Source organism: Thiobaca trueperi (assembly GCF_004342175.1).
Classification (GTDB): Bacteria; Pseudomonadota; Gammaproteobacteria; order Chromatiales; family Chromatiaceae; genus Thiobaca; species Thiobaca trueperi.
On sequence record NZ_SMAO01000008.1, the window covers coordinates 1 to 22,415 of the forward strand.

Annotated in this window: 19 protein-coding genes and 2 pseudogenes; 9 read left to right on the forward strand and 12 right to left on the reverse strand. The window is 61.6% G+C overall.

Annotation, left to right across the window (positions count from 1 at the left end):
- The 4 genes from EDC35_RS18685 to EDC35_RS14165 all read left to right on the forward strand — a co-directional run.
- Positions 1-278: hypothetical protein (locus EDC35_RS18685; RefSeq protein ID WP_207896244.1), on the forward strand; the 278-nt coding region annotated here is incomplete at its 5' end.
- 213 nt (positions 279-491) lie between these two features.
- Positions 492-1,220: an AbiV family abortive infection protein gene (locus tag EDC35_RS14155; protein ID WP_165903441.1), complete on the forward strand. Its 729-nt coding sequence runs from the start codon at positions 492-494 to the stop codon at positions 1,218-1,220.
- Between the two features lie 183 nt (positions 1,221-1,403).
- On the forward strand, positions 1,404-1,976 hold the full coding sequence (locus tag EDC35_RS14160) for a hypothetical protein (RefSeq protein WP_132977921.1): 573 nt from the start codon (positions 1,404-1,406) through the stop codon (positions 1,974-1,976).
- Positions 1,977-2,177: 201 nt separating this feature from the next.
- A complete protein-coding gene (locus EDC35_RS14165) occupies positions 2,178-2,873 on the forward strand; it encodes a phospholipase D family protein (protein WP_132977922.1) in 696 nt (231 codons plus the stop codon).
- A gap of 152 nt (positions 2,874-3,025) precedes the next feature.
- On the opposite strand, the pseudogene EDC35_RS18880 reads toward EDC35_RS14165, so the two are convergent.
- The 4 genes and pseudogenes from EDC35_RS18880 to EDC35_RS14180 all read right to left on the reverse strand — a co-directional run.
- Positions 3,026-3,454, reverse strand: a pseudogene (locus EDC35_RS18880) (YceI family protein); the annotation flags it as partial.
- Positions 3,455-3,469: 15 nt separating this feature from the next.
- A complete protein-coding gene (locus tag EDC35_RS19150) occupies positions 3,470-3,607 on the reverse strand; it encodes a hypothetical protein (RefSeq protein WP_243651689.1) in 138 nt (45 codons plus the stop codon).
- Between the two features lie 131 nt (positions 3,608-3,738).
- On the reverse strand, positions 3,739-3,987 hold the full coding sequence (locus tag EDC35_RS14175) for a cytochrome b (protein WP_243651690.1): 249 nt from the start codon (positions 3,985-3,987) through the stop codon (positions 3,739-3,741).
- A 407-nt stretch (positions 3,988-4,394) separates the two neighbouring features.
- Positions 4,395-6,236 (reverse strand): methyl-accepting chemotaxis protein, encoded by a 1,842-nt coding sequence (locus EDC35_RS14180; protein ID WP_132977923.1) that lies wholly within the window; start codon positions 6,234-6,236, stop codon positions 4,395-4,397.
- Positions 6,237-6,451: 215 nt separating this feature from the next.
- Between EDC35_RS14180 and EDC35_RS14185 the strand changes: the two are divergent.
- The 4 genes and pseudogenes from EDC35_RS14185 to EDC35_RS14200 form a co-directional block, all read left to right on the forward strand.
- Positions 6,452-6,765 (forward strand): annotated as a pseudogene (locus EDC35_RS14185) (DDE-type integrase/transposase/recombinase); the annotation flags it as partial.
- Between the two features lie 193 nt (positions 6,766-6,958).
- Positions 6,959-7,255 (forward strand): hypothetical protein, encoded by a 297-nt coding sequence (locus EDC35_RS14190; RefSeq protein ID WP_132977924.1) that lies wholly within the window; start codon positions 6,959-6,961, stop codon positions 7,253-7,255.
- A 39-nt stretch (positions 7,256-7,294) separates the two neighbouring features.
- Positions 7,295-7,522: a PepSY domain-containing protein gene (locus EDC35_RS14195; protein ID WP_132977925.1), complete on the forward strand. Its 228-nt coding sequence runs from the start codon at positions 7,295-7,297 to the stop codon at positions 7,520-7,522.
- Positions 7,523-7,548: 26 nt separating this feature from the next.
- Positions 7,549-8,229: a response regulator transcription factor gene (locus EDC35_RS14200; RefSeq protein WP_132977926.1), complete on the forward strand. Its 681-nt coding sequence runs from the start codon at positions 7,549-7,551 to the stop codon at positions 8,227-8,229.
- Between the two features lie 163 nt (positions 8,230-8,392).
- Here EDC35_RS14200 and EDC35_RS14205 read toward each other — a convergent pair whose 3' ends face one another.
- The 3 genes from EDC35_RS14205 to trpE all read right to left on the reverse strand — a co-directional run bounded on the left by EDC35_RS14205 (position 8,393) and on the right by trpE (position 15,690).
- Positions 8,393-9,367, reverse strand: a complete 975-nt coding sequence (locus EDC35_RS14205; protein ID WP_132977927.1) for a diguanylate cyclase domain-containing protein — start codon at positions 9,365-9,367, stop codon at positions 8,393-8,395.
- Positions 9,364-13,779: a response regulator gene (locus EDC35_RS14210; RefSeq protein ID WP_132977928.1), complete on the reverse strand. Its 4,416-nt coding sequence runs from the start codon at positions 13,777-13,779 to the stop codon at positions 9,364-9,366. The genes EDC35_RS14205 and EDC35_RS14210 overlap by 4 nt, the downstream gene beginning before the upstream one ends.
- A 411-nt stretch (positions 13,780-14,190) precedes the next feature.
- Positions 14,191-15,690 carry an anthranilate synthase component I gene (gene trpE, locus EDC35_RS14215; RefSeq protein ID WP_132977929.1) on the reverse strand — a complete coding sequence of 500 codons (1,500 nt, stop codon included), beginning with the start codon at positions 15,688-15,690 and terminating at the stop codon, positions 14,191-14,193.
- 100 nt (positions 15,691-15,790) lie between these two features.
- On the opposite strand from trpE, the gene EDC35_RS14220 reads away from it, so the two are divergent.
- A complete protein-coding gene (locus tag EDC35_RS14220) occupies positions 15,791-16,690 on the forward strand; it encodes a DUF6268 family outer membrane beta-barrel protein (RefSeq protein ID WP_132977930.1) in 900 nt (299 codons plus the stop codon).
- Positions 16,691-16,828: 138 nt separating this feature from the next.
- Here the strand turns inward: EDC35_RS14220 and EDC35_RS14225 are convergent, their stop codons facing one another.
- The 5 genes from EDC35_RS14225 to EDC35_RS14245 all read right to left on the reverse strand — a co-directional run bounded on the left by EDC35_RS14225 (position 16,829) and on the right by EDC35_RS14245 (position 22,390).
- Positions 16,829-17,500, reverse strand: coding sequence for a phosphoglycolate phosphatase (locus tag EDC35_RS14225; RefSeq protein ID WP_132977931.1), 672 nt, complete (start codon positions 17,498-17,500; stop codon positions 16,829-16,831).
- A gap of 225 nt (positions 17,501-17,725) precedes the next feature.
- Positions 17,726-18,418, reverse strand: coding sequence for a ribulose-phosphate 3-epimerase (gene rpe / locus EDC35_RS14230; protein ID WP_132978108.1), 693 nt, complete (start codon positions 18,416-18,418; stop codon positions 17,726-17,728).
- A 104-nt stretch (positions 18,419-18,522) separates the two neighbouring features.
- On the reverse strand, positions 18,523-20,013 hold the full coding sequence (locus tag EDC35_RS14235; protein WP_341539441.1) for a helix-hairpin-helix domain-containing protein: 1,491 nt from the start codon (positions 20,011-20,013) through the stop codon (positions 18,523-18,525).
- A gap of 26 nt (positions 20,014-20,039) precedes the next feature.
- Complete coding sequence (locus tag EDC35_RS14240; protein ID WP_132977933.1) at positions 20,040-21,227, reverse strand: PP2C family serine/threonine-protein phosphatase; 1,188 nt, start codon at positions 21,225-21,227, stop codon at positions 20,040-20,042.
- A gap of 110 nt (positions 21,228-21,337) precedes the next feature.
- The gene (locus EDC35_RS14245) at positions 21,338-22,390 is read right to left on the reverse strand and encodes a TerY-C metal binding domain-containing protein (RefSeq protein ID WP_132977934.1); all 1,053 of its coding nucleotides are present in this window, start codon (positions 22,388-22,390) and stop codon (positions 21,338-21,340) included.
- Positions 22,391-22,415 lie beyond the last annotated feature (25 nt).

Genomic DNA, 22,415 nt, shown 5'->3' on the forward strand with positions numbered 1-22,415 from the left:
ACGCTTCTATGTCCTCCCGCAAGCGGTCTGAATCATTCATCAATTTGATGGACAGGAGGCAAAAAGGACTTGCGTCAGAACAGAGTATCTACGCGAGCTCAAATAATGATGCTGCTTTCGAGGGCCTAATAGATAGCCTTGTGGATGCAAGGGGAAAGTGTGCTCACCTAAAGAAATACAAATATGGGTATTTGCCGGGTGACCAAAGACTCAAAGAATTGCAGTTTCTAGAACCCCAGCTTAGAGAATTATGCAGGGCATTGATAAAATTCGCATAACAAAACCATCCAGCGGACGCGCCAAAGGAGCGCGCCGCTGATGGTTGCCGTTAGCAAGGTAGAACATACAAGGATGGGTAGAACGGCCATGCGATGACGTTGATGATTGGCACCGATGCCGATTGGCCGTGAAGCCCATCGTTCATCGCGTCGATGGCGGAATGATAGGTTTCGCTACGCTCTACCCATCCTACGCTGGCTATGTTTGCCACGATGAGCTTCGTGCAAATCGAGCAGAGCCTTGGCCTGAGCTTCTCTCTCTGGACTCAGATCTTAACTCTCGTATTCGCAGCGATCTTCGGCCTGGATATGTGCTCCCAGACCTCAGGAAATGAATCGAGGCCCAATTCAAACGTTAGCCGTATGGAAAAACTCACGATTGACCAACTGCATGAGTTGAGGTTGCGTATCTTCGATAACGCAGAGTCTCTGCACAAAGAAGCAACGCTGCTACTCGACAACGGATACTATGCGCGAGCATTTCTGTTGGCGCACTTCACTTGCGAAGAGCTTGGAAAGATTCCCATTGTTGTCGGCGCCATTGGTCGCCTGCTCAAGAATGAGGCGGTAGATTGGAGGAAGGTAATGCGGCGCTTTCGTGATCACAAAGCCAAAGTTGATTCTGACGATTTTCATCAGTATGTGTTTGGTATTGAACTCGACCTATTGCGTGACTCTGACCTAAAGTGGCTAGAGGCAGCAAAGGTTGCATCAAAAAGCCGTGTGAACCACAAGAATAATTCAACGTATGTAGATGTTCAGGATGCCGCAGTAATTTCCCCCTTGGAACAAATTACAAAGGAACAAGCCGTTGAAATGCTGGATCGCGCCTTCCAGTCATTACGTGCCCATTGGCAAACCGAAAGCATGACAAATCCAATAGTCGTTGCGGCTAACAAGGTGCTCCAAGCGACGCCAAAAAGCGGCGCGCCTGAGCTTTAACGTTAGCAAGGTAGGATGGGTAGAACGGCTATGCGATGACGTTGATGATTGGCACCGATGCCGATTGGCCGTGAAACCCATCTTTCATCGCGTCGATGGCGGAATGATGGGTTTCGCTACGCTCTACCCATCCTACACTGGCTAAAAATAAATCTGTCCCGTTTTTATACATGGGTAAGTCACGTGGATGTTGATGAGCAAGCGAAGCAGTACGCCATTGCAGATTTTGACCTCATGTGGTGCCAACGGTATCTCGTTGCGTATATCGAGTTGATGACACTTTCCGAGAACCCGGAATCCGATCCTTGGCTGAACCTCAGGTCGCGAGAGTTCGGACGCGACCACAACTTCCTCGACATACTAGGTCGATCTCTCGTGACCGCTGTGGTTATCAGCTACAGCCGACCTTGGTCAAACAATCGAGGCCCAGCCGGCCGCCTGCGTCTCCCGAATAAGCTTTTTTCTGACATGGCTCAACTGCTCAAGCGCGAGGATCCCGAAGACAGACTGCTTCCCTTCGATCACGATGTTCACAAGAAGGTTCTTGGCTTACGCGACAAGATCGTTGCGCACTCTGACCACTCCGAGTGGAGCTTCGAAATCGCTAGCTCCCGACTGGGTACCGAAACTACGCTCAAGGATCCCTTCACGTATCTCACGCTCGAAGCTGCTCGGCAGTTGCTTGCCAATACACAATCTCTACGATCTGAGATGAACGAATACAGACGAAAAGCCTTGGCATTGTGCAAGGCGTAAGTACCTTCGGCACCCAACGAGGTGCCGCAGCAGCATAGCGAGGCAGGATGGGTAGAGCGATAGCGAAACCCATCAATGCCTTGCAAGCGGCTCATAGAGCTGGCTTCGCGGGCGGCGCAGTGCTCGTCATGCAAAATTTTACAACGGTGCCGATTAACCTAATTTCCCAGCCTTCGCATTAGCCTTCATGACGGTCTGACAATGGCAAAATTCCTGAACACCAGTGCGACGAATTACTTCCTTGAGGAAATGATCAAGGACGCAAAAGATCGCCTTATTCTTATCAGCCCATTCCTCCGGCTCAATGATCGCATCAAGGAGCTTCTCGCGGACAAGAATCGTCTCAAGATCGACGTAAGAATTGTCTATGGCAAGAGCGAACTGCAACCGGAAGAGATTGGCTGGCTCAACGAGCTTTCCTATGTTCGCACCAGCTTTTGCCGCAACCTGCACGCCAAGTGCTACATGAATGAAGAACTTTGCATTGTGACGAGCCTCAACCTCTATGAGTTCAGTCAGGTCAATAACAACGAGATGGGTGTGCTGATCCGCCGCTCGGAGGACGCCGAGCTTTACCGTGATGCTTACGAAGAATCACAGCGCATCATCCGCATCAGTGATGAGGTCAGAATTACGCTGGAGCGTGTCGCCGCACAGGGTGATGTGGGAAAATCGGATGAAGATGAACCAACCGCAAAGCTTACGTCGTCCAAGCTCGGTCAGCGCCTCAAACTCAAGACCACGGAGCTGATGGAAAAGCTGGTATCACTTGGTTATCTGGAGATCAAGGAGGGAAAACATTACCTCACGCCAAAGGGCAAGGATTCAGGCGGTGAGTTTCGTATGAGCCCGAAGCATGGCCCATATTTTCTTTGGCCACATGATTTCAAACCATAAAGCATTCAACCGGTGCGGACTTCGCGACCCCTCAGGATATGCAGACGGTGCTGCTGGATGGTGTCTGATCAATCGCGAACGATGCGGTGCCTGAATTCAACCACGATCCCCGGCTCGGGCGTGCCGCCCGAGCCGGGCAGGGTCCGCCGCGTCTAATCCTGGCGAATCCCCTCAATGCTCAGGATCATCTCGACATCGCGCGAGGCCGGGCCGAGGTTCCGCTCGATGCCGAAGTCCTTCAGCGCGAAGCGGGTGCTGCCCTGGAAGCCGCGCCGTTGGCCGCCCCAGGGATCCGGGCCTTCGCCGATCTCGGTGACATCGATCGACACCGGTTTGGTGATCCCGCGCAGGGTCAGATCGCCCTTGAGGACGGCCGTGCCGTCACCCTTGGCGGTGAAGGACGTGCTCTTGAAGGTCGCTTCCGGATACCTGCTCACATCCAGGAAATCCTTCTCCCGCAGGTGCTTGTCGCGCTCGGCATGGTTCGAGTCGATGCTCGCGGTCTTGATGGTGACCTCGACCCTGGCGGCGCTCGGGTTGTCCTTGTCGTAACTGAAGTCGCCAGAGAACTCGTTGAAGCGGCCATAGAGCCAACTTTAGCCGAGGTGGGGGATGCGGAACTGGATAAAGGCGTGGCCGCCCTTGGTATCGATCACATAGTCCGCAGCCGTTGCGAGGCCGGGCAGCGCCAGCGCGGCGGCGAGTGAGAGGGCGGTGAGTTGCTTGCTCGTCATCATGGTTTTCCTCTGTTTGAGTTGACGGTCGAAAAACGCTCAGACCAGCCCGGCGGAGAAGCATTCCGCCGGGCGTCGGAATCGGGCTGGCGCAGCCGTCGGGATGACGGTCTGGCTGGCGGGAGGCGCAGCTAACGCCGCGCGGGACGGCGCCCGAGCATCCGCAGCAGGGTCGCGTCGCGGTCGATGAAGTGATGCTTCAACGCCGCCAGCGCATGAACGGCAGCCAGGGTCACCAGTGCGATGGCGAGGACCAGATGGACCTCGCCCGCCAGATCGGCCTGATCCGGCAGCCCGGTCAGAATCGCCGGGACGCTGAACAGGCCGAAGACATCGAGCGACCGGCCATCGGCGGTCGAGATCAGATAGCCGCTCGCCATCACCAGGAACAGCAGCAGATAAAGGAGAGCATGCGTCAGGCGCGCGATGCAGGTTCGGCGCCCGCGTGTACCAGGAGTCGTAATAGGTCAGTCAGATCGACGATCCAGAGTCCCATATCTCTCGTCGCTCCCAAGAGCCCGAAAGAGCAGAAAAAATATCGGGTGATAGAGGACTCCTCCGCCCGTCACGACTACCAGAGGCCGGAGCGGCGTTCACGACAGGATCGCCGCGATTACAGCCATCCGCGCAGAGCCAAGGGTCAGTCGCGTAGTTTCAGGCTGGAGAGGCGGGTCAGCTCCGACCGGCGCAAAGGGCGGGGCCGGCGACTGACGATTGAGGCGATGCTCATCAGTCGCCAGCGAGACCGGGCCAATGCACGAACACCGCATGCCGTACCGGATGCGGTTCAGCACCGGAAGCGGCTGATGGTCCGGGACAGCGCTTCGGCGTCCTGTGCGATCTGAGTGGAGGCGGTCGCGTTGGATTCCGCAGCGGTGGCGGTTTGTGCGGCGATGTCCCGAATCGCCACGATGTTGCGGTTGATCTCGGCCGCGACATGCGTCTGCTCCTCGACGGCGGTCGCGATCTGAGTGCTCATGTCCTGAATCCGCGTGACATCCTCGGTGATGCGCCGGAGACAGCCGCCCGCCTCATTGGCCTGCGCCGAGCCGGCGACGCCCTCGTCGCGGCATTCCTCGATCAGCACAACGATGTTGGTCGTCTTGTCCTGCAGCCTCGCGATGATTTCCCCGATCTCCCCGGTCGCGGTCCGGGTGCGCTGCGCCAGGGCTCTGACCTCGTCGGCGACCACGGCAAAGCCGCGTCCCTGTTCGCCAGCGCGTGCGGCCTCAATCGCGGCATTCAGGGCCAGCAGGTTGGTCTGCTCGGCGATGCCGCTGATGACATCCAGCATCGTGCCGATGCTGGCCGAACTCTCCACAAGCTCTTGCGCCGCCTGCGTGGAGCCAGCGAGGCGTTGGGCGAGTGAATCGACGCGCTCAATGGTTGCGGCGACCTGGGCCTGTCCCTGTCGGGCATTGGCGTCGGCCTGTCCGGCGCCTTCGACGGCCATTCCGGTGTTGCGCGCGATCTCCTCGACGGTGGCGACCATCTGGTTCATCGCGGTGGCGATCTGGTCGGTTTCCTGGAGCTGACGCTGTCCGCCGGCAGAGGTCTGATCCGCGTTGGCCGAGAGTCTGGCCGTCATCTGACTGAGACCCTCCACGGTCTGCTGGCATTGCTGGATGACCAGGGCGACGCTGTCGAGCATGGAATCCAGGTGCCCGCCCATTCGCGCCAGCTCGTCCTGACCCTTGAGCCCGAGACGCAGGGTCAGATCGTGGTCGCTGGAGATCCGCTGAATGACCCCAACGGTCTGGCTCAGACTGCGGTTGAGCGTGCGTGCGATCATCAGGGTCAGGAGCCCGACCAGCGCCGTCACGACCGCGACGAAGGCCAGCAGGATCCATCCCGCCCGCTGTTCGGCGTGGCTCAGGACGCCGGCCAGCTCCGTTTCGATGGTCTCGGCCTGGTTTTGCACCGCCTGCATCCGGGCATCGAGCGCAGCCCTCAGACCCTGATCGGCAGCAAGCCCGATCTGCGTCTGTGCCTTCACCAGCGCGAGAAAGTCCTGGCGGTAGTGCCCCAGTGTCTCAGTGACGGATGGATCGAGATCGGGGCGGGCGATGAGGCGCTGGTAGTCGGCCTCGAATTGTTCCACGTAGCGGGTTTGGGAACGCAGCATGAAATCCTTCTCGTCACGGCGAAGCTGGAGGATGCCCGCCAGCAGGTCGTCGCGACCGGTCGCCTTGACGCTCTCCTCCGCCTGATGCACGGCCTGGCGCAGACTGCCGTAAAGCCCGGACTCGGGATCGAGTCCGATCATCCTGTACTCGGCAAAGAACTGCTCGAATTGATCGAGATACTGCGTCATGGCGTCGCGCAGCGATTCCGACGCCGTAAGCGGGAGGTCTTCCCGGCGCAGCAATGCGATGAGCTGTCCCAGGCCGGTATCGAATGCCTGCGCCTCACGACGCAGCGCCTCCGCGTCATCCACCGCAAGCCGCATGAGAAAATCTTTCTCGCGCTGCTGCACGCGCAGCAGCGCATGACTGAGATCCTGCGTCAGGTCGCTGGCCGAGTCCAGCATGTCCAGGTGGCGCCAGGTCAGCCAGGCCGCCGCCAGCACCAGCAGGAGCGCCGCAACCGAGAGTGCCGAGAGGCCAAAGAGTCTGTGTCGAATCGTCATGGGTTATCCGTCTCCTGGAGCGATGGTCGAGTCGATGCGTCAAGGGCTTGCCGGTTCGAGCGATCTGCTTCCATGCAGGTCAGATCAGTCTGTCCCGTATCGTTCGCAAACAATGCCACAGATCAGGACGATGTTCATAGTGAGGTTCCCCCGAAATTTCGTCTTCCAAGAGTGACGTAGACTGACCGTCACACGGGAGACGAAAATGCAGAAGCTGGCTGTATCTGGCCATCGTGCTGGATCTGTTCAACCGCGAGGTGGTGTGCTGGTCACTGAAGCCGCGCCTGACAGCCGATCTCGTCACCGATGCCCTGACCATGGCCTGATTCCGCCGCCAGCCCGCACCAGGTCTACTCCTTCACTCCGATCGCGGGAGCCGTACGCCAGCCATGCCTTCCAAGACAAACTCCAGGAATACGGCATGCCCTCCATGAGCCGCAAGGGCAATTGCTGGGACAATGCCCCGACCGAGAGCTGGTTCAACAGCTTCAAGAACGAGCGGGTCTTCGGGGAGCGCTTCCTGACCCGCGACGCGATGAAGGCGACGGCCGTCGTTTTTGGCAAGGGGCGCCGGCTGTTCCGTCACCATGTCAGTGCGACTTTCTGTAACCAGTCGGCCTGAGTCGGTTCGAGCGTTCAGTTCGGGTTCAGGATCGCACGCATAAGATGGCCTCGACGACGGGAGATTGGGCTCCCGGTCGCATGCACAGAGGACATTTTCGATGAAACGTCAACATGTTCGCATCGCCCTGGTCGCCGCCATCCTGAGTGGCGCGCTGCTGCTCCCGACCCTGGCGGCAGCCCACGGCGGCCCGCACGACAGGGGCTATCGCGATGACGGTCGCTGGGTCGCTCACCCGTACAAACACGAAAAATGGCATCATCGGCACCGTTATGATCGCCGTTACCGTCCCATCGTCATCGAGAGTCCGCCGCCACGGGTGATCTATCGGGAGCCGCCGCGCCGTTATGGCGGCGATAACGGTCTCACCATCATTTATCGCGGCGTATTCGACTGACGCGGGATTTCAGCTCACCCTCACCGGAGCCTGATCGCCATGCGACTGAGGATTGCACTTGCCGCCCTGATGCTGTTCGTCTCACTGCCATCCAGCCGGGCTGATCAGCCGCCGGGCGGGGGGATCTCGCCGGGCGAGGCCGGCGAGATCGCCAGCCGGCAGACCGGCGGGCGCGTGCTCGCGGTCAAGCCCGCCGCTGGCGGTTATCAGGTCAAGATCCTCACGCCGGATGGGCAGGTGCGTTATGTCTTTGTTGCCGGTCGCTGAAGACCATCGGGTGAGGCGCTGACGGCATGCGCGTTCTGATTGTCGAGGACGAGCCCGATCTGCGCCGTCAGCTCATCGCGCGTCTGACTCAGGCCGGTCTGATCGCCGAGGGCAGCGGGGAGGGGCGGGAAGGTCTCTATCTGGCCCGCAATTATCCGTTTGACGCCGCCGTCATCGATCTGGGGCTGCCCGGACTCTCGGGTCTGGAGATCATCCGCCAGTTGCGGGCGGCGCACAGTCTGCTGCCGATCCTCATTCTGACTGCGCGCGACCGCTGGCAGGACAAGGTGGAAGGGCTGGAGGCCGGCGCGGACGATTATCTGGTCAAGCCCTTTCAGGCCGAGGAGCTTCTGGCCCGGCTACGGGCGCTGGTCCGGCGTGCTGCCGGAACCGCCTCGCGCGAGCTGCGCCGGGGTCCGCTGCGGCTGGATCTGACCGCGCAGAAGGTCTGGATGCAGGAGCATCCGGTGGATCTCACCACCTATGAATACCGTCTGCTGGAACAGCTTGCGACCAGCCGGGGCGCGGTGCTCTCCAAACAGGATCTCGCCGACCGGCTTTATCCGCACGATGAAGACCGCGAAAGCAATGTCATCGAGGTGCTGGTCGGTCGTCTGCGACGCAAACTGGATCCCGATGGTCGGCTTGATCTGATCGAAACCCTGCGCGGACGCGGTTATCGCCTGGCTGGCGAGGATAGCGGTTAACGAAGGTTTGTCCCCGCCCGAAACGTCGTCAATGGACAGGATTAACAGGATTTTTCAAGATTAAAATGATTAAAAACAATCATTTGAAAATCCTGTTCATCTTGGAAAATCCTGTTAATCCTGTCTATTTAAGGCGTTTGTCAGGTATGAATTGTTCAGTAAATCAACCGATTAGGTTTCCTGGAATGCCAAGTTCAACAGCACTGACGCGATTGCGACCGTTCTTTTTGGCGAGATAAAGCTGGGCGTCCGCTGCGGCAAGCAGCGCCTCGACGCTGATATCAGGACTGGCGACGGCGGTGGCGACGCCAATGCTGACCGTGACCGTGCTGGCGGTGGGTGAGGCGTCGTGCGGGATGCGCTGGGTCGCCAGATCGGCACGGATGGTCTCGGCCTGCGCCTGACCGGCGGCCAGATCGCAGTGCGGCATGAGACAGACGAACTCCTCGCCGCCGTAGCGCGCGACCAGATCGTGCGGGCGCCGGAAGGCGCGTCTGAGCGTCGCGGCGACCTGTTGCAGACAGGCATCGCCGGCCTGATGACCATAATGATCGTTGTAGAGTTTGAAGTGGTCGATGTCGAGCAGCAGCAGGGTCAGTGGTGCGCCGCTGCGCTGACAGTGACGCCATTCGACGGGCAGCGTGTCGTCGAAGCGACGCCGGTTGGCGACGCCGGTGAGTCCGTCGAGAAAGACCAGTTCGCGCAGCAGATCGCTCTGCGCCTTGAGCGTCAGATGCGTCCTGACACGGGCGCGCACCACGGCTGGATTGAGCGGCTTGCTGATGAAGTCCACCCCGCCGGCTTCCAGGGCGCGGGTCTCGTCGGCGGGATCGTTCTGGGCGGTGACGAAGATCACCGGGATATCCGCCGTCAGCGGGCTGGATTTGAGCTGCCGACAGACTTCCAGCCCATCCAGTTCGGGCATCACCACATCCAGCAGGATCAGATCGGGCAGGACGCGCTGACAGATATCAATGGCCTGCACGCCGCTGGTTGCCATGAAGACCTCGTGATCGGCGTGAAAGATCCGGTAAAGGGTCTGGATGTTGATCGGCTGATCATCGACCAGCAGCAGACGCGGGCGTTCCGGCAGGGCGGTGAGTCGTTGCAGCGGCGGCGGCAGGTTGTCAGGTGTCATGCGGCGAGCAGATCCTTGAGGTTGATCGCGATCTGGCGGGCACGCGGGAAATCGAGCCGCCCCATGGCCTCGTCGAGGGGGGCGAGATGTTCGCCGAGCGCCGCGCCGCATTCATGCTTGAGCGTGTCATGCAGTGCAATGGCACGCATGTTGTGCTCGCCCAGCAGGATTTCCAGTTCGGTGAGCAGTCTGACCAGATGCGCCGGGTCGGACGTGGTGTCGGGTCGCGATGCGGGCGGCGGTGTGAGGGTCGCGGCGGCCTCCAGCAGGAGGTCGATGGCGTCGTTCAGACGTTCCTGTAAATTGGCGAGCAGGGTCTCCTCTTCGGCGGGCGTGGTGTCGGCGTACAGCCTGATCTCCAGCCGCGCCGCCGCCTGCGCCAGAGCCGTCGCACCCAGGGTGCCGGCGACACCCTTGAGCGTGTGCAGCGCGCGGATCGCCGTCTCCCGGTCGTTCGCTTGCAGTGATTGACGCACCCGCCGCACCACCTCGCCCTGATCATCGGCGAAACGTTGCGCCAGACCGGCAAAGAGTGCGCGGTCATGATCGAGTCGCGCCAGCGCCTGAACCAGCTCCAGCCCGGTCGGCGACTCCTGCGTGTCCGCATCCTCAGCCAAACCGGCCAGCGGCGTCGTCGCGACCGGCGCGCGTCCGCTCTGCCGCAGCACGGCGGCGACCAGTTGCTCGATCTCGATTGGCTTGCCGACATGATCGTTCATGCCGACGGCGAGACAGGCCGCGCGGTCGGAGGGCCGCGCGTTGGCGGTCATGGCGATGATCGGCAGCTCGGTCAGGCCCATGTCTTCGCGCAGAATGCGGGTGGCCTCAAAGCCGTCCAGATCGGGCATCTGGAGATCCATCAGCACCAGATCGAAGGGCGGTTGCGCCGTGCTGACACGCTCAATGCCCTGACGCCCGTCGTTCGCCACCTCCACCTCGGCGCCCTGATGCGTCAGCAGTTCCTGTGCCACCTGCCGGTTGAGCGGATTGTCTTCGACCACCAGCAGACGCAGGCCGGCGAGTCGGGTGCTGCCGGGTTGCGTCGGCGCTGGCGGCTCCAGGAGCGGACGCCCGCCCGTGGCATTGGCGACCGCATCGAACAGCATCGAAGGCGTCACCGGCTTGACCAGAAAACCGTTGAGCGGGCTGGTGTCGGCAGCCGGGCGCTCGCCCAGCAATTCCTTGCCGTGGGCGGTGACCATGATGATGGCCGGCGCCGGATCCAGGGTCAGGGCGCGGATCGCCTGGACGGTCTCCCAGCCATCCAGTCCCGGCATCCGCCAGTCGATGCAGATCACGTCAAAACTGCGACCGGCGCTCGCCTCCTGTTGCAGCAGGGCGATGGCCTCGGCGCCAGCGGCGGCGGTTTCCGCGCACCAGCCGAAGGAATCCACCATGCCGGCCAGGATCTCGCGGGCGATGGCGTTGTCATCGACGATCAGCACCCGCTGCGGACGCACTGGCGCCAGCGGTGCGCTGACCTGTCGGATGTCGTGCTCGTGCGCCAGGGTTTCGGCATCCCGCGCGAAGTTCAGGGTGAAGCCGAAGCGGCTGCCCGCGCCGGGTGCGCTCTCCACGGTCAGCTCGCCGCCCATCAGACGCACCAGCCGCTGACAGATCGCCAGACCCAGACCGGTGCCGCCATAACGTCGCGTGGTCGAGCTTTCGGCCTGCGTGAAACCCTCGAAGATCGCCTGCAGGCGTTCGGGGGCGATGCCGATGCCGGTGTCGCTCACGGAGAAGGCGATGCGCGCCAGCGCCGGATTGATCTCCAGTGCATGCAGACTGACGACCACCTCGCCGCGCTCGGTGAACTTGATGGCATTGCCGGCAAGATTGAGCAGCACCTGTTGCAGACGCAGCGCATCGCCGCGCAGCACGCGCGGGATGCCGGGATCGAGTTTGAACAGCACTTCAATCTCGCGGCTGCCGAGGGCGGACGAGAGCACTACCGAGAGGTTGCGCAGCAGGTCGTCGAGCCGGAACGGCGTCTCATCGAGCACCAGTTTGCCGGCCTCGACCTTGGAGAAATCCAGGATGTCGTTGAGGATGGCGAGCAGCGACTGCGCCGCCGTCTCCGCCTTGCAGGCATAATCGAGCTGGCGCGCACTCAGGTCAGTGTGGCGCAGCAACTGCAACAGACCCAGCACGGCATTCATCGGCGTGCGGATTTCATGGCTCATGTTGGCGAGAAAGGCGCTCTTGGCGCGGCTGGCGGCTTCGGCGGTGGTGCGCGCCCGCGCCAGTTCCTCTTCCTGGAGTTTGCGCGCGGTGATGTCGGTCGAGATGCCGCAGAGTCCCCAGATCTGCGTCCGCCCGGCCTCATAAATGGGCGTTTTGATCTCCCAGTAGACATGCCGCCGACCCTGCTCGTCTGTGATGTCGATCTCTTCCGCTGTGCGCTCGCCGGCAAACACCCGCTCATCCACCTCATGCAGGCGTGCGGTAATGGCGGGGGTGAAGAATCGGGCATCGACCGCACCAACCAGTTCGTCGGCGGTGACGCCGAACAGATCAAGCGTCGGCCGATTGGCGTAGAGATAACGATGTTCGCGGTCCTTCATGTAAATAAAGGAGGAGACATGATCGAGCGCCTCACGGAAGCGTTCAGCCTGAACCAGCGCCTCGCGCTGCGCCATTTCGGCCTGCTTGATTTCAGTGATATCCGAGACCAGGACGAAGAAGCCGCGCACCTTGCCGTCCACTACGTCCGGGATGTAATGCGTCCAGGTATAGCCAGTCGAACCGTCGGCCTTGGTCAGGGTGCGCTCAAAGCGCTGCGGTTTGCCCTGGAGCGCGGCACGGATGAAGGATTCGTTCTGGGCAAAGAGTGTCTCGCCCAGCAGCTCGGGGAGCGTGATCTGACGCAAGGCGTCGGGGTCATGCCCGAACCAGTCGCGATAGCAACTGTTGGCGAAACCGCAGCGCAGATCGGTGTCCCAGTAGCCGACCATGCCGGGCAGGATGTCGATCAGCGACCGCATGAAACGTTCGCGGTCGGCCAATGCCTGCTCGGCCTGACGCTGTTCGGTGATGTCGCGCGCTGCCGTATAGATCAGCCGGTTTTCATAGGGCGCGGCATACCACTCGATCACCCGGTAGCCGCCATCGCGGGTACGGTAACGGTTGCTGAAACGGCTGACTGACTGCCGCTCCATCAGATCGGACATGGCTTCCAGCGTGGCGGCGATATCCTTGGGGTGAACGAAATCCAGGAAAAAGGCGCCTTCCATCTCGTCAGGACGGTAGCCGAGGGTTCGCTCCCAGGCCGGGTTGAGCTTGCGAAACCGTCCGTCCATGTCGGCGATGCAGAGCAGATCGAGTGACACGCTGAAGAAACGCTCCAGCTCGGCGCTCTTTTCACGCAAGGCGGCATCGGCGGTGGCGGCCCGGCCAAGGGCGAAGCGGCGCCGACGCTGCGTCGCATAGAGACTGGGCACCGTGATGAGCGCAAGCAGCACAAACAGACCGCCGAGCAGATGGGCCTTATTGAACCAGGGGGCGTAGATGGCGGCCAGATCGCGGCCCACAAGGACCACCAGCGATTTGTCCATCTGGGTGGTGTCGGGCTGGATGCTGTGCAGGGCCAGGAGATGTTGGTGGCCGGTATCAGCGTCAAGATGGCGCAGCACGCTTGTGAGATGACCGCTTGACCGATGCGCCTCCATCACCTGATCCGGGAGCGGCGGTGGCCGATCTTCGGCGCTGATCGGCTCTGGCATCGTCAGAAAGGCCTCGCCATCGCTGTGCGCGAGGGTGCACCACATGTCCGGCGCATGCCGTACCGAATCAAGCAGGATCTTGAATTCCTCGGGGTTGAGTGTGGCGCTGACGATGCCGGCGAACTCGCCATTTGCGCCGGGGATCATGCGCACGACACTGAGCGTCCAGACACCGAGCGAGGTTTTGAATGGGGAGCTGACGTAGAGTCGGGCGGGATCGGGCTGGCGTTGAGCCGTCTGGAAATAATCGCGCTCTCGGAAGTTCTGACCAAGGAGTTCGGGCCGGCTGGTGGCGCGGATGAAACCCTCGACATCGAGAATGTTCATGGTTCGCACGCCCGGCATGGCGTCGGTGAACGCCTTGAGATGACTGCTGGCGTGGTCCATGCCCTCTGTCTTCTGATTCCAGTCCGCCCATTCGCCGACGATATTGGTCAGCGCACGGTTGATGGCGTCGAGCTGGCGGCTCAGGTTGTCATGGATGACCCGCGCCTGGGTCGTCAGCCGTTCCTGTTCGCGCTGTTCGGTGTCCCGATAATCGGCGATCAGGTTGTAAGCCATGCTCGCCGCCAGCACCAGCAGGGCGCCGCCGAGCAGCAGCCATTCAATCAGCAGACTGCGCGTCAGCGGAGACTTGGCGGGCTTCCCGGTCTGAGGATCGGAGAGTGCTGTGGCGCTGAGGCGCGGCATGGAGGCATCCCTCGATCACATTGATGGGCTGAAGGCATGGATGAGTCAATCATAACTCTGGGCAATGAGTGATGAAAAACGCTGTGGTTATGATGCCGGTGAACATGGGGGGGCAGACTCCGGGCCGTCGTCAGTCGTCAGGTCAGCGCCCTGATTCGTCGAATGGAAAGATTTCTTAGACAGGATTAACAGGATTTAAAGCAATAGGTTAAAAATCCTGTTAAACCGCGTCCAGCGCGACATGCGTAATTTTCAGTTTGTGTTTGGCTCTGGGGGTGTCACCGACCTCAGTGGAGACGCGGTTTAAAATTTCATATTATTGAATATCTTAAACCGCGCCAGCTCCGATAATCCTTGAGTCTGCCAGGGTCGATCCGATCCACAAAGATCGCATACCGTGCTGGGCGCGGTTTAACCCCGCTTCACCCCACACCCATAGCGATCAATCCCCATCTCGGCGGCGGCGACGGCGCGGAAGATGGCGCGGCCTTTGTTCATGGTCTCCTGCCATTCCATCTCGGGGATCGAATCGGCGACGATGCCGGCACCGGCCTGGATGTGCAGCCGCCCGTCCTGGATGACGGCGGTGCGGATGGCAATCGCCGTGTCCATGTTGCCGTTCCAGGAGAGATAGCCGACCGCGCCGGAGTAGATGCCGCGCTTGACCGGCTCCAGTTCGTCGATGATCTCCATCGCGCGGATCTTGGGCGCGCCAGAGACGGTGCCAGCGGGGAAGGTGGCGCGCAGCACGTCGATGGCGGTCAGCCCCTCCTTGAGCGTGCCGGTGACATTGGAAACGATGTGCATGACATGCGAATAACGCTCGACGATCATCCTGTCGGTCAGCCGCACGCTGCCGAGTTCGGAGACGCGCCCGGCGTCGTTGCGCCCCAGGTCGATCAGCATCAGATGCTCGGCCAGTTCCTTGGGGTCAGCCAGCAGATCGGCCTCCAGTGCCCGGTCTTCCGCTTCGGTCTGACCGCGCCGCCGGGTGCCGGCGATGGGACGCACCGTGACCACCTCATCCTCCAGCCGGGCCAGGATCTCGGGTGAGGAGCCGACGATGTGGAAGTCGTCCAGATCCAGAAAGTACATATAGGGCGAGGGATTCAAACCGCGCAGCGCGCGGTAGAGATCCAGCGGCGGGGCATGAAAGGGGATGGAGAGCCGCTGCGACAGCACCACCTGCATGCAGTCGCCTTCGAGGATATAGCCCTTGATCCGCTCCACCGCCTGTTTGAAGCCGTCCTCGGTGAAACCGGAGACGAAATCGGTCTCATCGACCGCGTGCGGCGGGGCGCTCTGACCGGCGGGGACAGGATCGCGCAGGCGTGCATTCAGCTCGGCGAGACGCGCCTCGCCCGCTTCCAGGGTGTCCCCGGCGGTCGGATCCAGATGCAGGATGATGTAGAGCCGTCCGCTGAGATTATCGAACACCACCACTTCATCCGAGACCAGCAGCAGGATGTCCGGCGTCCCGAGTTGATCCGGATTGGGGCAGACCGCCAGTTTGGGCTCGATATAACGGATGGTGTCATAACCGAAATAACCGACCAGACCGCCGGTGAAGCGCGGTAGACCCGCGACCTCGGCGGCCTGGAAACGCTGCTGAAAGGACTCGATCCAGGCCAGCGGATCGGCGGCCTCGATTTCCTCGATGACCTGGCCGTTGCGTTCGACCTGGACCTGCTGACCGCGAACCCGGATGAGCGTCCGCGCGGGCAGACCGATGATGGAATAGCGCCCCCATTTCTCGCCGCCCTGGACCGATTCGAGCAGATAGGAATACGGCCCTCTGGCGAGCTTGAGATAGACGCTCAGAGGTGTATCGAGATCGGCCAGCACCTCGCAGGCGACAGGAATCCGGTTGTAGCCCTGCTCGGCGAGGGCGCGAAAGGTCTTGGGGGTCATCGGGGATCTCCGGGCAAAAGTCCGTCAAGGTAAAGCGGGTTAAACTGCGTCCGGTATGGTATGCGATGTTTTGGCACTTAAATAATACGGATTAACCATCATGTCCACGCGTGTTTCGTTTCACGGCCCATTGGTTTTGACCGCACTCATCGTTGCCGGAAGCGCCGCTGCCCAAGCGCCAGCGGATGTCAGCTATTCCATCTCGCCGCTCCTGCATACCGAGAGCGATCTCGATGGTGGCGGCGAGGCGGGTTTCGCGGGCGTGCTGACCACATTCGGGCGGTCTTGGACGCTCGATCCGCAGTCGTCGCTGGGCGTGCGGCTGCACGCCGATTACGAGGACTGGCGCTTCGACCGGGTTGCTGGTTTCGGCGGCGTCGAGCCCTGGGGCCAGCTCTACCGGGTCGGTCTGTCCGCTCCATACAATTACACGACTGACGATGGCTGGCGCTTGGGCGTCACCCCGACGGTCGAATACGCGGGCGAGTCCGGCGCGGAATTCTCCGATGCGCTGGAGTACGGGGCGACGGTCTCAGCGGTGCGGCGCATGAATCCCGATCTGACCCTGGGTTTGGGCGTTGGCGCCTTCGCGCGCATTGAGGAGAACAGCCTGTTCCCGTTTCTGATCATCGACTGGCGCATCACGGATCGTCTGCGTCTGTCGAATCCCTTTCTGGCCGGCCCGGCAGGTCCGGCCGGACTGGAGATGTCTTATGCGCTCACCCCGAACTGGGAGGCGGGCATCGGTGCCTCCTATCGCTCCTATCGCCATCGTCTGGACCAGGACGGACCATTCGCCGGTGGCGTCGGGGAGAATCGCTACATCCCCGTGTATCTGCGCATCGGTCGGGATCTGTCGGAGGGGTTGAAATTGAGCCTCTATGCGGGCGCGGCGACCAGCGCGACCCTGCGGGTCGAGGACGCCGACGGCAACCGGCTGTATGAAGAGGATCAGGATCCGGCAGCCATGCTGGGCCTGTCCCTGATCGGTCGTTTTTGATCGCCTTGAATAGACAGGATTAGCAGGATGGACAGGATCGGATCTGGTGACGAAGCGGCGGTCTAGTGAAGCAGCGCTTCATTGCTGAGGTCACGAAGCCGGAGCTTCGTGACCAGAGAAATATGGCACAGGCGCGGTTTAATCCTGTCCAATCAGCTCCCGGAGTTCGACGAATGAATCGATGACGGCATCAGGCCGGGCGTCGCGGATGTCCTGACCGTGGTTGTAGCCATAGCTGGTGCAGACGATGCCGAAACCGGCGGCGCGGGCGGCCTGCACGTCGTTGACCGAGTCGCCGATCATGAGTGCGTCATGGGGCGCGACGCCGAAATGACTGGCGGCGTGCAGCAGGGGGAGTGGATCGGGCTTGCGGCGCGGCAGGGTATCGCCACTGACGACCAGCCCGAAATCGTTCCAGAGTCCCAGGTGTTTCAGCAGCGGCTCGGTGAATTGGGCCGCCTTGTTGGTGATGCAGCCGAGCGGATAGCCCGCCGACTTGAGGAAATCGAGCCCCTCGCGCACTCCCGGATAGAGCGCCGAGCGGTTGCAGGCGTTATCGGCATAGAGTTCGAGAAAGATCGGATGAGCGAGCCGATAGTCCGACTCCTCCGGCTCGCCATCCAGTTGACCGATCAGCGCCCGGCGCACCAGGCGCTCAAGTCCATTGCCCACCCAGGTACGCACCGCCGCTTCGCCGCGCGGGGCGCGTCCCAACCGCGCCAGCATGGCATCGACGCAAAAGGCCAGATCCGGAACGCTGTCCACCAGCGTTCCGTCCAGGTCGATCAGGATCATCTTGGGCCGATGCATGCGGTGACTGCTCCGGGTTTCTCGAATGGACAGGATTAAACCGCGCCAAGAGCGATATGCTGAGTTTCGAGTGAGTTCAATGTTTGAACGCATCTACGGCCCTGGTCGGGGCGCGGTTTAAAATTTTATATTTTTTAATATCTTAAACCGCGCCAGCTCCCAAGGTCGTCGATGCTGCCAAGGTCGATCCAACCCAAAAACATCGCCTGTCGCACTGGGCGCGGTTTAACGGCTCACGCCGGCCATGGCCGCGCGCATGTCGCGAATGATGCTGTCGTAGTGGTGCGGGTCCGTGTCCTTGCCCTTGCCGAAGATCCCGGAGCCGGAGACGAAGGTGTCGGCGCCAGCGGCCTTGACCTCGGCGATGTTGTCGGCCTTGACCCCGCCATCGATCTCCAGCCGGATGTCCAGTCCCGATTCGTCGATGATCCGGCGCACCCGACGCAGTTTGTCGAAGGTCGCCGGGATGAAGCTCTGACCGCCGAAACCGGGGTTGACCGACATCAGCAGGATCATGTCGATCTTGTCCAGCACATGATCCAGATAGCTCAGGGGCGTCGCTGGATTGAACACTAGCCCGGACTTGCAGCCCTCGTTGCGGATCAGTTGCAGGGTACGGTCGATATGCTCGCTCGCCTCCGGGTGGAAGGTGATGTAGGTCGCGCCCGCAGCGGCGAAGTCGGGGATGAGGCGGTCCACCGGCTTGACCATCAGATGCACATCGATGGGGGCCGTGACCCCATGTTTGCGCAGCGCCTCGCAGACCAGCGGGCCGATGGTCAGATTCGGCACATAGTGATTGTCCATGACATCGAAGTGAACGATGTCGGCGCCAGCGGCAAGGACGTTATCGACCTCTTCGCCGAGCCGCGCGAAATTGGCCGAGAGGATGGATGGTGCGATCAGATCGGGCGTCATGTCGGTGTCCCCCAGGATCTCGGGCAGAGCGCGCACGGCTCGTCCGGATCAGGTCGTTAGTGTGATTTTGAAGCCGTGAACTCTAACCCATGCGGGCGAGATTTTCACTTGGACTCGATCATCTGGACCACGACGAGCCGCCCGCCATCCTCCCTGGACAGGAGGATGCGCTGTCCGTCGGAGAGTGCGAGCCGGCCACCGAGGGGCACCGGGGTCTGGGTCGCGAGGTCCATGAGATCGGGCAGGCGCGCATTGACGAGCGACCAGCATCCCTCGTCAAAAACGAACTGTCCGACCGGCATCTGCTGCGTCTCGGCGAGTTTTTCGTTGGGGGCGATCAGACTGTTGGCGTGCCAGAGAAACAGCGACTGGCCGGGCCAGACCAGCAGGCGGTGATGATCCGTTCTGAACTGTCCCGCCTGTCGTGACGAATAAAAGTTGAGGACGGGCAGGAGACCCGGAAAGGGCGTGCCGCAGAAGGGGCAGCAGGGCTGGGTCGAGTTGTCGAAGACGTACCATTTCTGCTCGCAGCGCGAACCGGGGCAGGGTAGGAGCAGATCGAGCGTCTTGATCAGCGCCGTTTCCCAGTCGTTTGCGGAAGGGCGTTGCGCCGGGTCATGCAGACCCTCGACGAAGGCCTGTCTGAACAGCGGCGCCAGATAGGGGCCAGTGAGGGTGAACGGCAGACGGTCCGTATCGGCCCAGGGCAGATCGGTCAGCCTGACATCGCTGCGCCGGATCCGGTTGCATGGGTCATGCGGATCTTCGATGAAGAGCGCCCCTTCGCCCATCGCCAGCCGTTCATCGCGCTGGGGGTCGTCGGGATCATGGATCTTGCCGCCGCGCAGCGGATGCCGGTAGAGCAGATACAGATAGATCAGGACCGCCAGCGCGTGCAGGTCGGTCTCGCGCTGTGGCAGGCGACGGGCCGGATCGTCGCGTGCGAGATGGCTGGTCATCACCACTTCCGGGGCGATGAAGTCCGGCGTGCCGACCACGTCGGGCGGATATTTGCCGGGCACCACCAGACCGTCGATGTCGATCACGCAGGCCCAGCCCTCGGAGGGATCGATCAGGACGTTGCGGTACGACAGATCGGAGTGCGCCAGCCCGGCCATGTGCAGACGGCGCACGGCGCGCGCCAGCCGGAGACAGACAAAGAGATGACCGCGCCAGTCGCCAAGCTCGCGCGGATCGATGAAACGGTTGCGCAGGCTGGCGGTCGCGAACCATTTGCCCTGCTTTTCCTTGCCCCGGATCCCGAGCATGTCGTGGTTGCGCGAGCCGTGCGCAAAAAAGAAATGACCGGGATACGCCGGTGCCACCAGCCCGAGCCGTCCCTCGTGTTCCAGGATCGCGGTCGGCCAGCAGAAGAGGTTGCGCCAGTAATCGCCGCCGATCTGCTCGAAGATGCTCTCCCGGTAGCGCCCGGCAATCATCTGCAGGCGTTCCCTGGTCAGATCGTCCTGGGGCGATTTGTAGAAGGCCACCACATAGGAGCGGTCGGGCGAAAAATACACGTCCTTCATGGCGCCCGAGCCGATGATCTCATCGACGAACGCGATGGTCTGCCCGTCGACTGTTCTGCATGTCACGACCTTCGCCATTCTCGTTAACTCCGTTACCACAGCACCGCCAGGGTGCGGTCATCATGATTTCCGGGCGAGAAAAAGGCCAGCCAGTCGAGCAGACGCCGCTCCGGATCGGGCGCGCCGAGCAGGGGAGAGAGGTCGTCCCAGAGACGATCCCATCTGGCCGGATCCCGCAGGCCGTTATCGGTTTCAAAACAGGGATCTGACACCCCGTCCGTCAGCAGCAGCATGGCGGTGAGATCAGGGTGATGGGCGATGCCGATGCGGGTGGCGAAACCGGGATCGGCGAGCGTGGCGCGATCCAGAAAACGTGTCTGACCGGCGAACTCGCCGCTGTCAGGCGTGCCCATGAGCCGGATCTGACCGCGCGGACCATAGGCCGCAATCGCCCCATCGCCGATCCAGACGGTCGCAAGAACGGTCTCGCGCCCGGATTCCTTGACGGCGGCGCCCAGCAGGGTCGTGGCGTAATCGCGCGCCGTGCCTCCTGATTCCCGTGCGGCGTCTTCAATGGCCTGCACGGCGTGCAGAGACGCCTGCTGGAAGAGACGTGCAAACCCGGCGGTCAGGGATGGTGGGGCGTCGCTATCCGCGCCCCATCGATCCAGCCCGGCGCTCAAGTGTGCGCCGAGCGCGCCCGTCAGGTTTTCGGACAGACAGGCGCCCGCTGTCGTGACGGCCAGCCTTGAACCCTCGCGGGAGCAGGGCGCGCTGCCGGCACCATCGGCGACGAGCAGGAGACTCCAGCCGCTATATGCATCATGTCGGATGAAACAGTCGTCTTCGCGAAAGCCGCCGACATGCTCATGGGAACGGCCGCGCCGGCTGGCGGCGACGATCCGTCGTCCGCCTGCCGTCAGCAGCCGGCTGTCCAGATGTGGTTTGGGGCAGGGTGCGTCAATGGGCGGCTCGACGATCTTCCACAGGCTTCTGGGATCCGGATTGACGATCAGCAGACAGTCGCCCGCGTGGCTGGTCCTGCCATCGGTGGTCCAGCGCAGCCGCAGCCGGTAGTCGCCAGCGTCGGCAGGGGTTCCGGTCAGATGGCCGGTTGACGGATCGAATTGCAAGCCCAGCCTGTCCGGAAGCGCCACCTCCAGGATCCGCACCGGAGCGCCGCTGAAGTCGCGCCCGCTGAGTGGCGAGTCATAGTGAACGCCGAACCGCGCATTGGGCAGATGGAATGTGGCCTGGGGCGGTGGATTCTGGAGCGTCATGGCTTTATAGACAGGATTAACAGGATTTTCCAGGATAGGCAGGCTTTTTAAGCCATTGTTTTCAATCTTTTTAATCTGGACTTATCCTGTTAATCCTGTCTGATTGACGTTTAACCGCGACTGCGACCGACCTCGAATCCGCCTTCATCCGGCGAGGGTCCGGGCGCAAAAGTGACCTGCCGGTCGCACCAGGGACAGAGCGCCTCGCCGGGACCGTTGATGCACAGCAGTTTGCCGCAGCCGCACATGGCAAAGGCGGTGGCGTTACCGCAATGCGGACAGGCGGGTGCGCCAATCAGTTCGGACGTGTTCACCTTGAGTTCCACGGTGCGCGGATCGGACCAGACGAAGTAGTCCTCGTCCAGCGGATGACAGCCCTCAAGCCGATAGATCGGCACGGCAAAGTTGAAGTCGAGCTGAGTGACGGGCTGCAACTCCCGTTCGTATTTGATGAGATAGGGGCGTTGCGTCTTCTGGCAGCGGCCCACCAGGGTCACGCAGGACTCGTCGATCGGGGTCGGCAACGGATCCTTGATCAGCGTCAGCACCCGCTGATCGAGTGGCGGCAGCGCATGACCGTCAGCGCCTTCGCCCAGACTCCGGCTCTGCACCACGACCGAGGCGCTGATCCAATTCACAAAGGTGGTGAAGTCGCCGGGACGCCGCTCCTCGAAGAGAATGACGTGCTCGGTGAGACGCTGTAACAGCGAGAAATCGGCGTCCTTACCGATACCGATGGCGATCAGGGTGGCCCGGCTGGCATAACGGGCATGCCAGCGCCCGATTGCCGGTCCCGGATCGTCGGTCGGATGACCGTCGGTAAAGAGATAAACGATGGGTTTCCAGTCGCCTTTGCGCTCGGCGGTGGTCTTCACGACCGACTGATCGAGTTCCGCCATGAGCACATCGAGCGCGGCGCCGAGACTGGTGCCGCCGCCCAATGGCAGCTTGGGCGGGTAAAAAGAAACGACCTCCAGCAGCGGGACGATGGTCCGCGCAATCCCGGCGAAGGCGATCACGGCAAGATGGACCGTTTCCAGCGCGTGCGGATCGGCGCGCAGGACGCGGACGACGGATTGCAGGCCATCCTCCATTTTCCGGAGATTGTCCCCGACCATCGATTCCGAGCAGTCCAGCACGAAGAACACGGGCAGTCGGCGCATGTGGCGAGACTCCAGGCAAATGAAT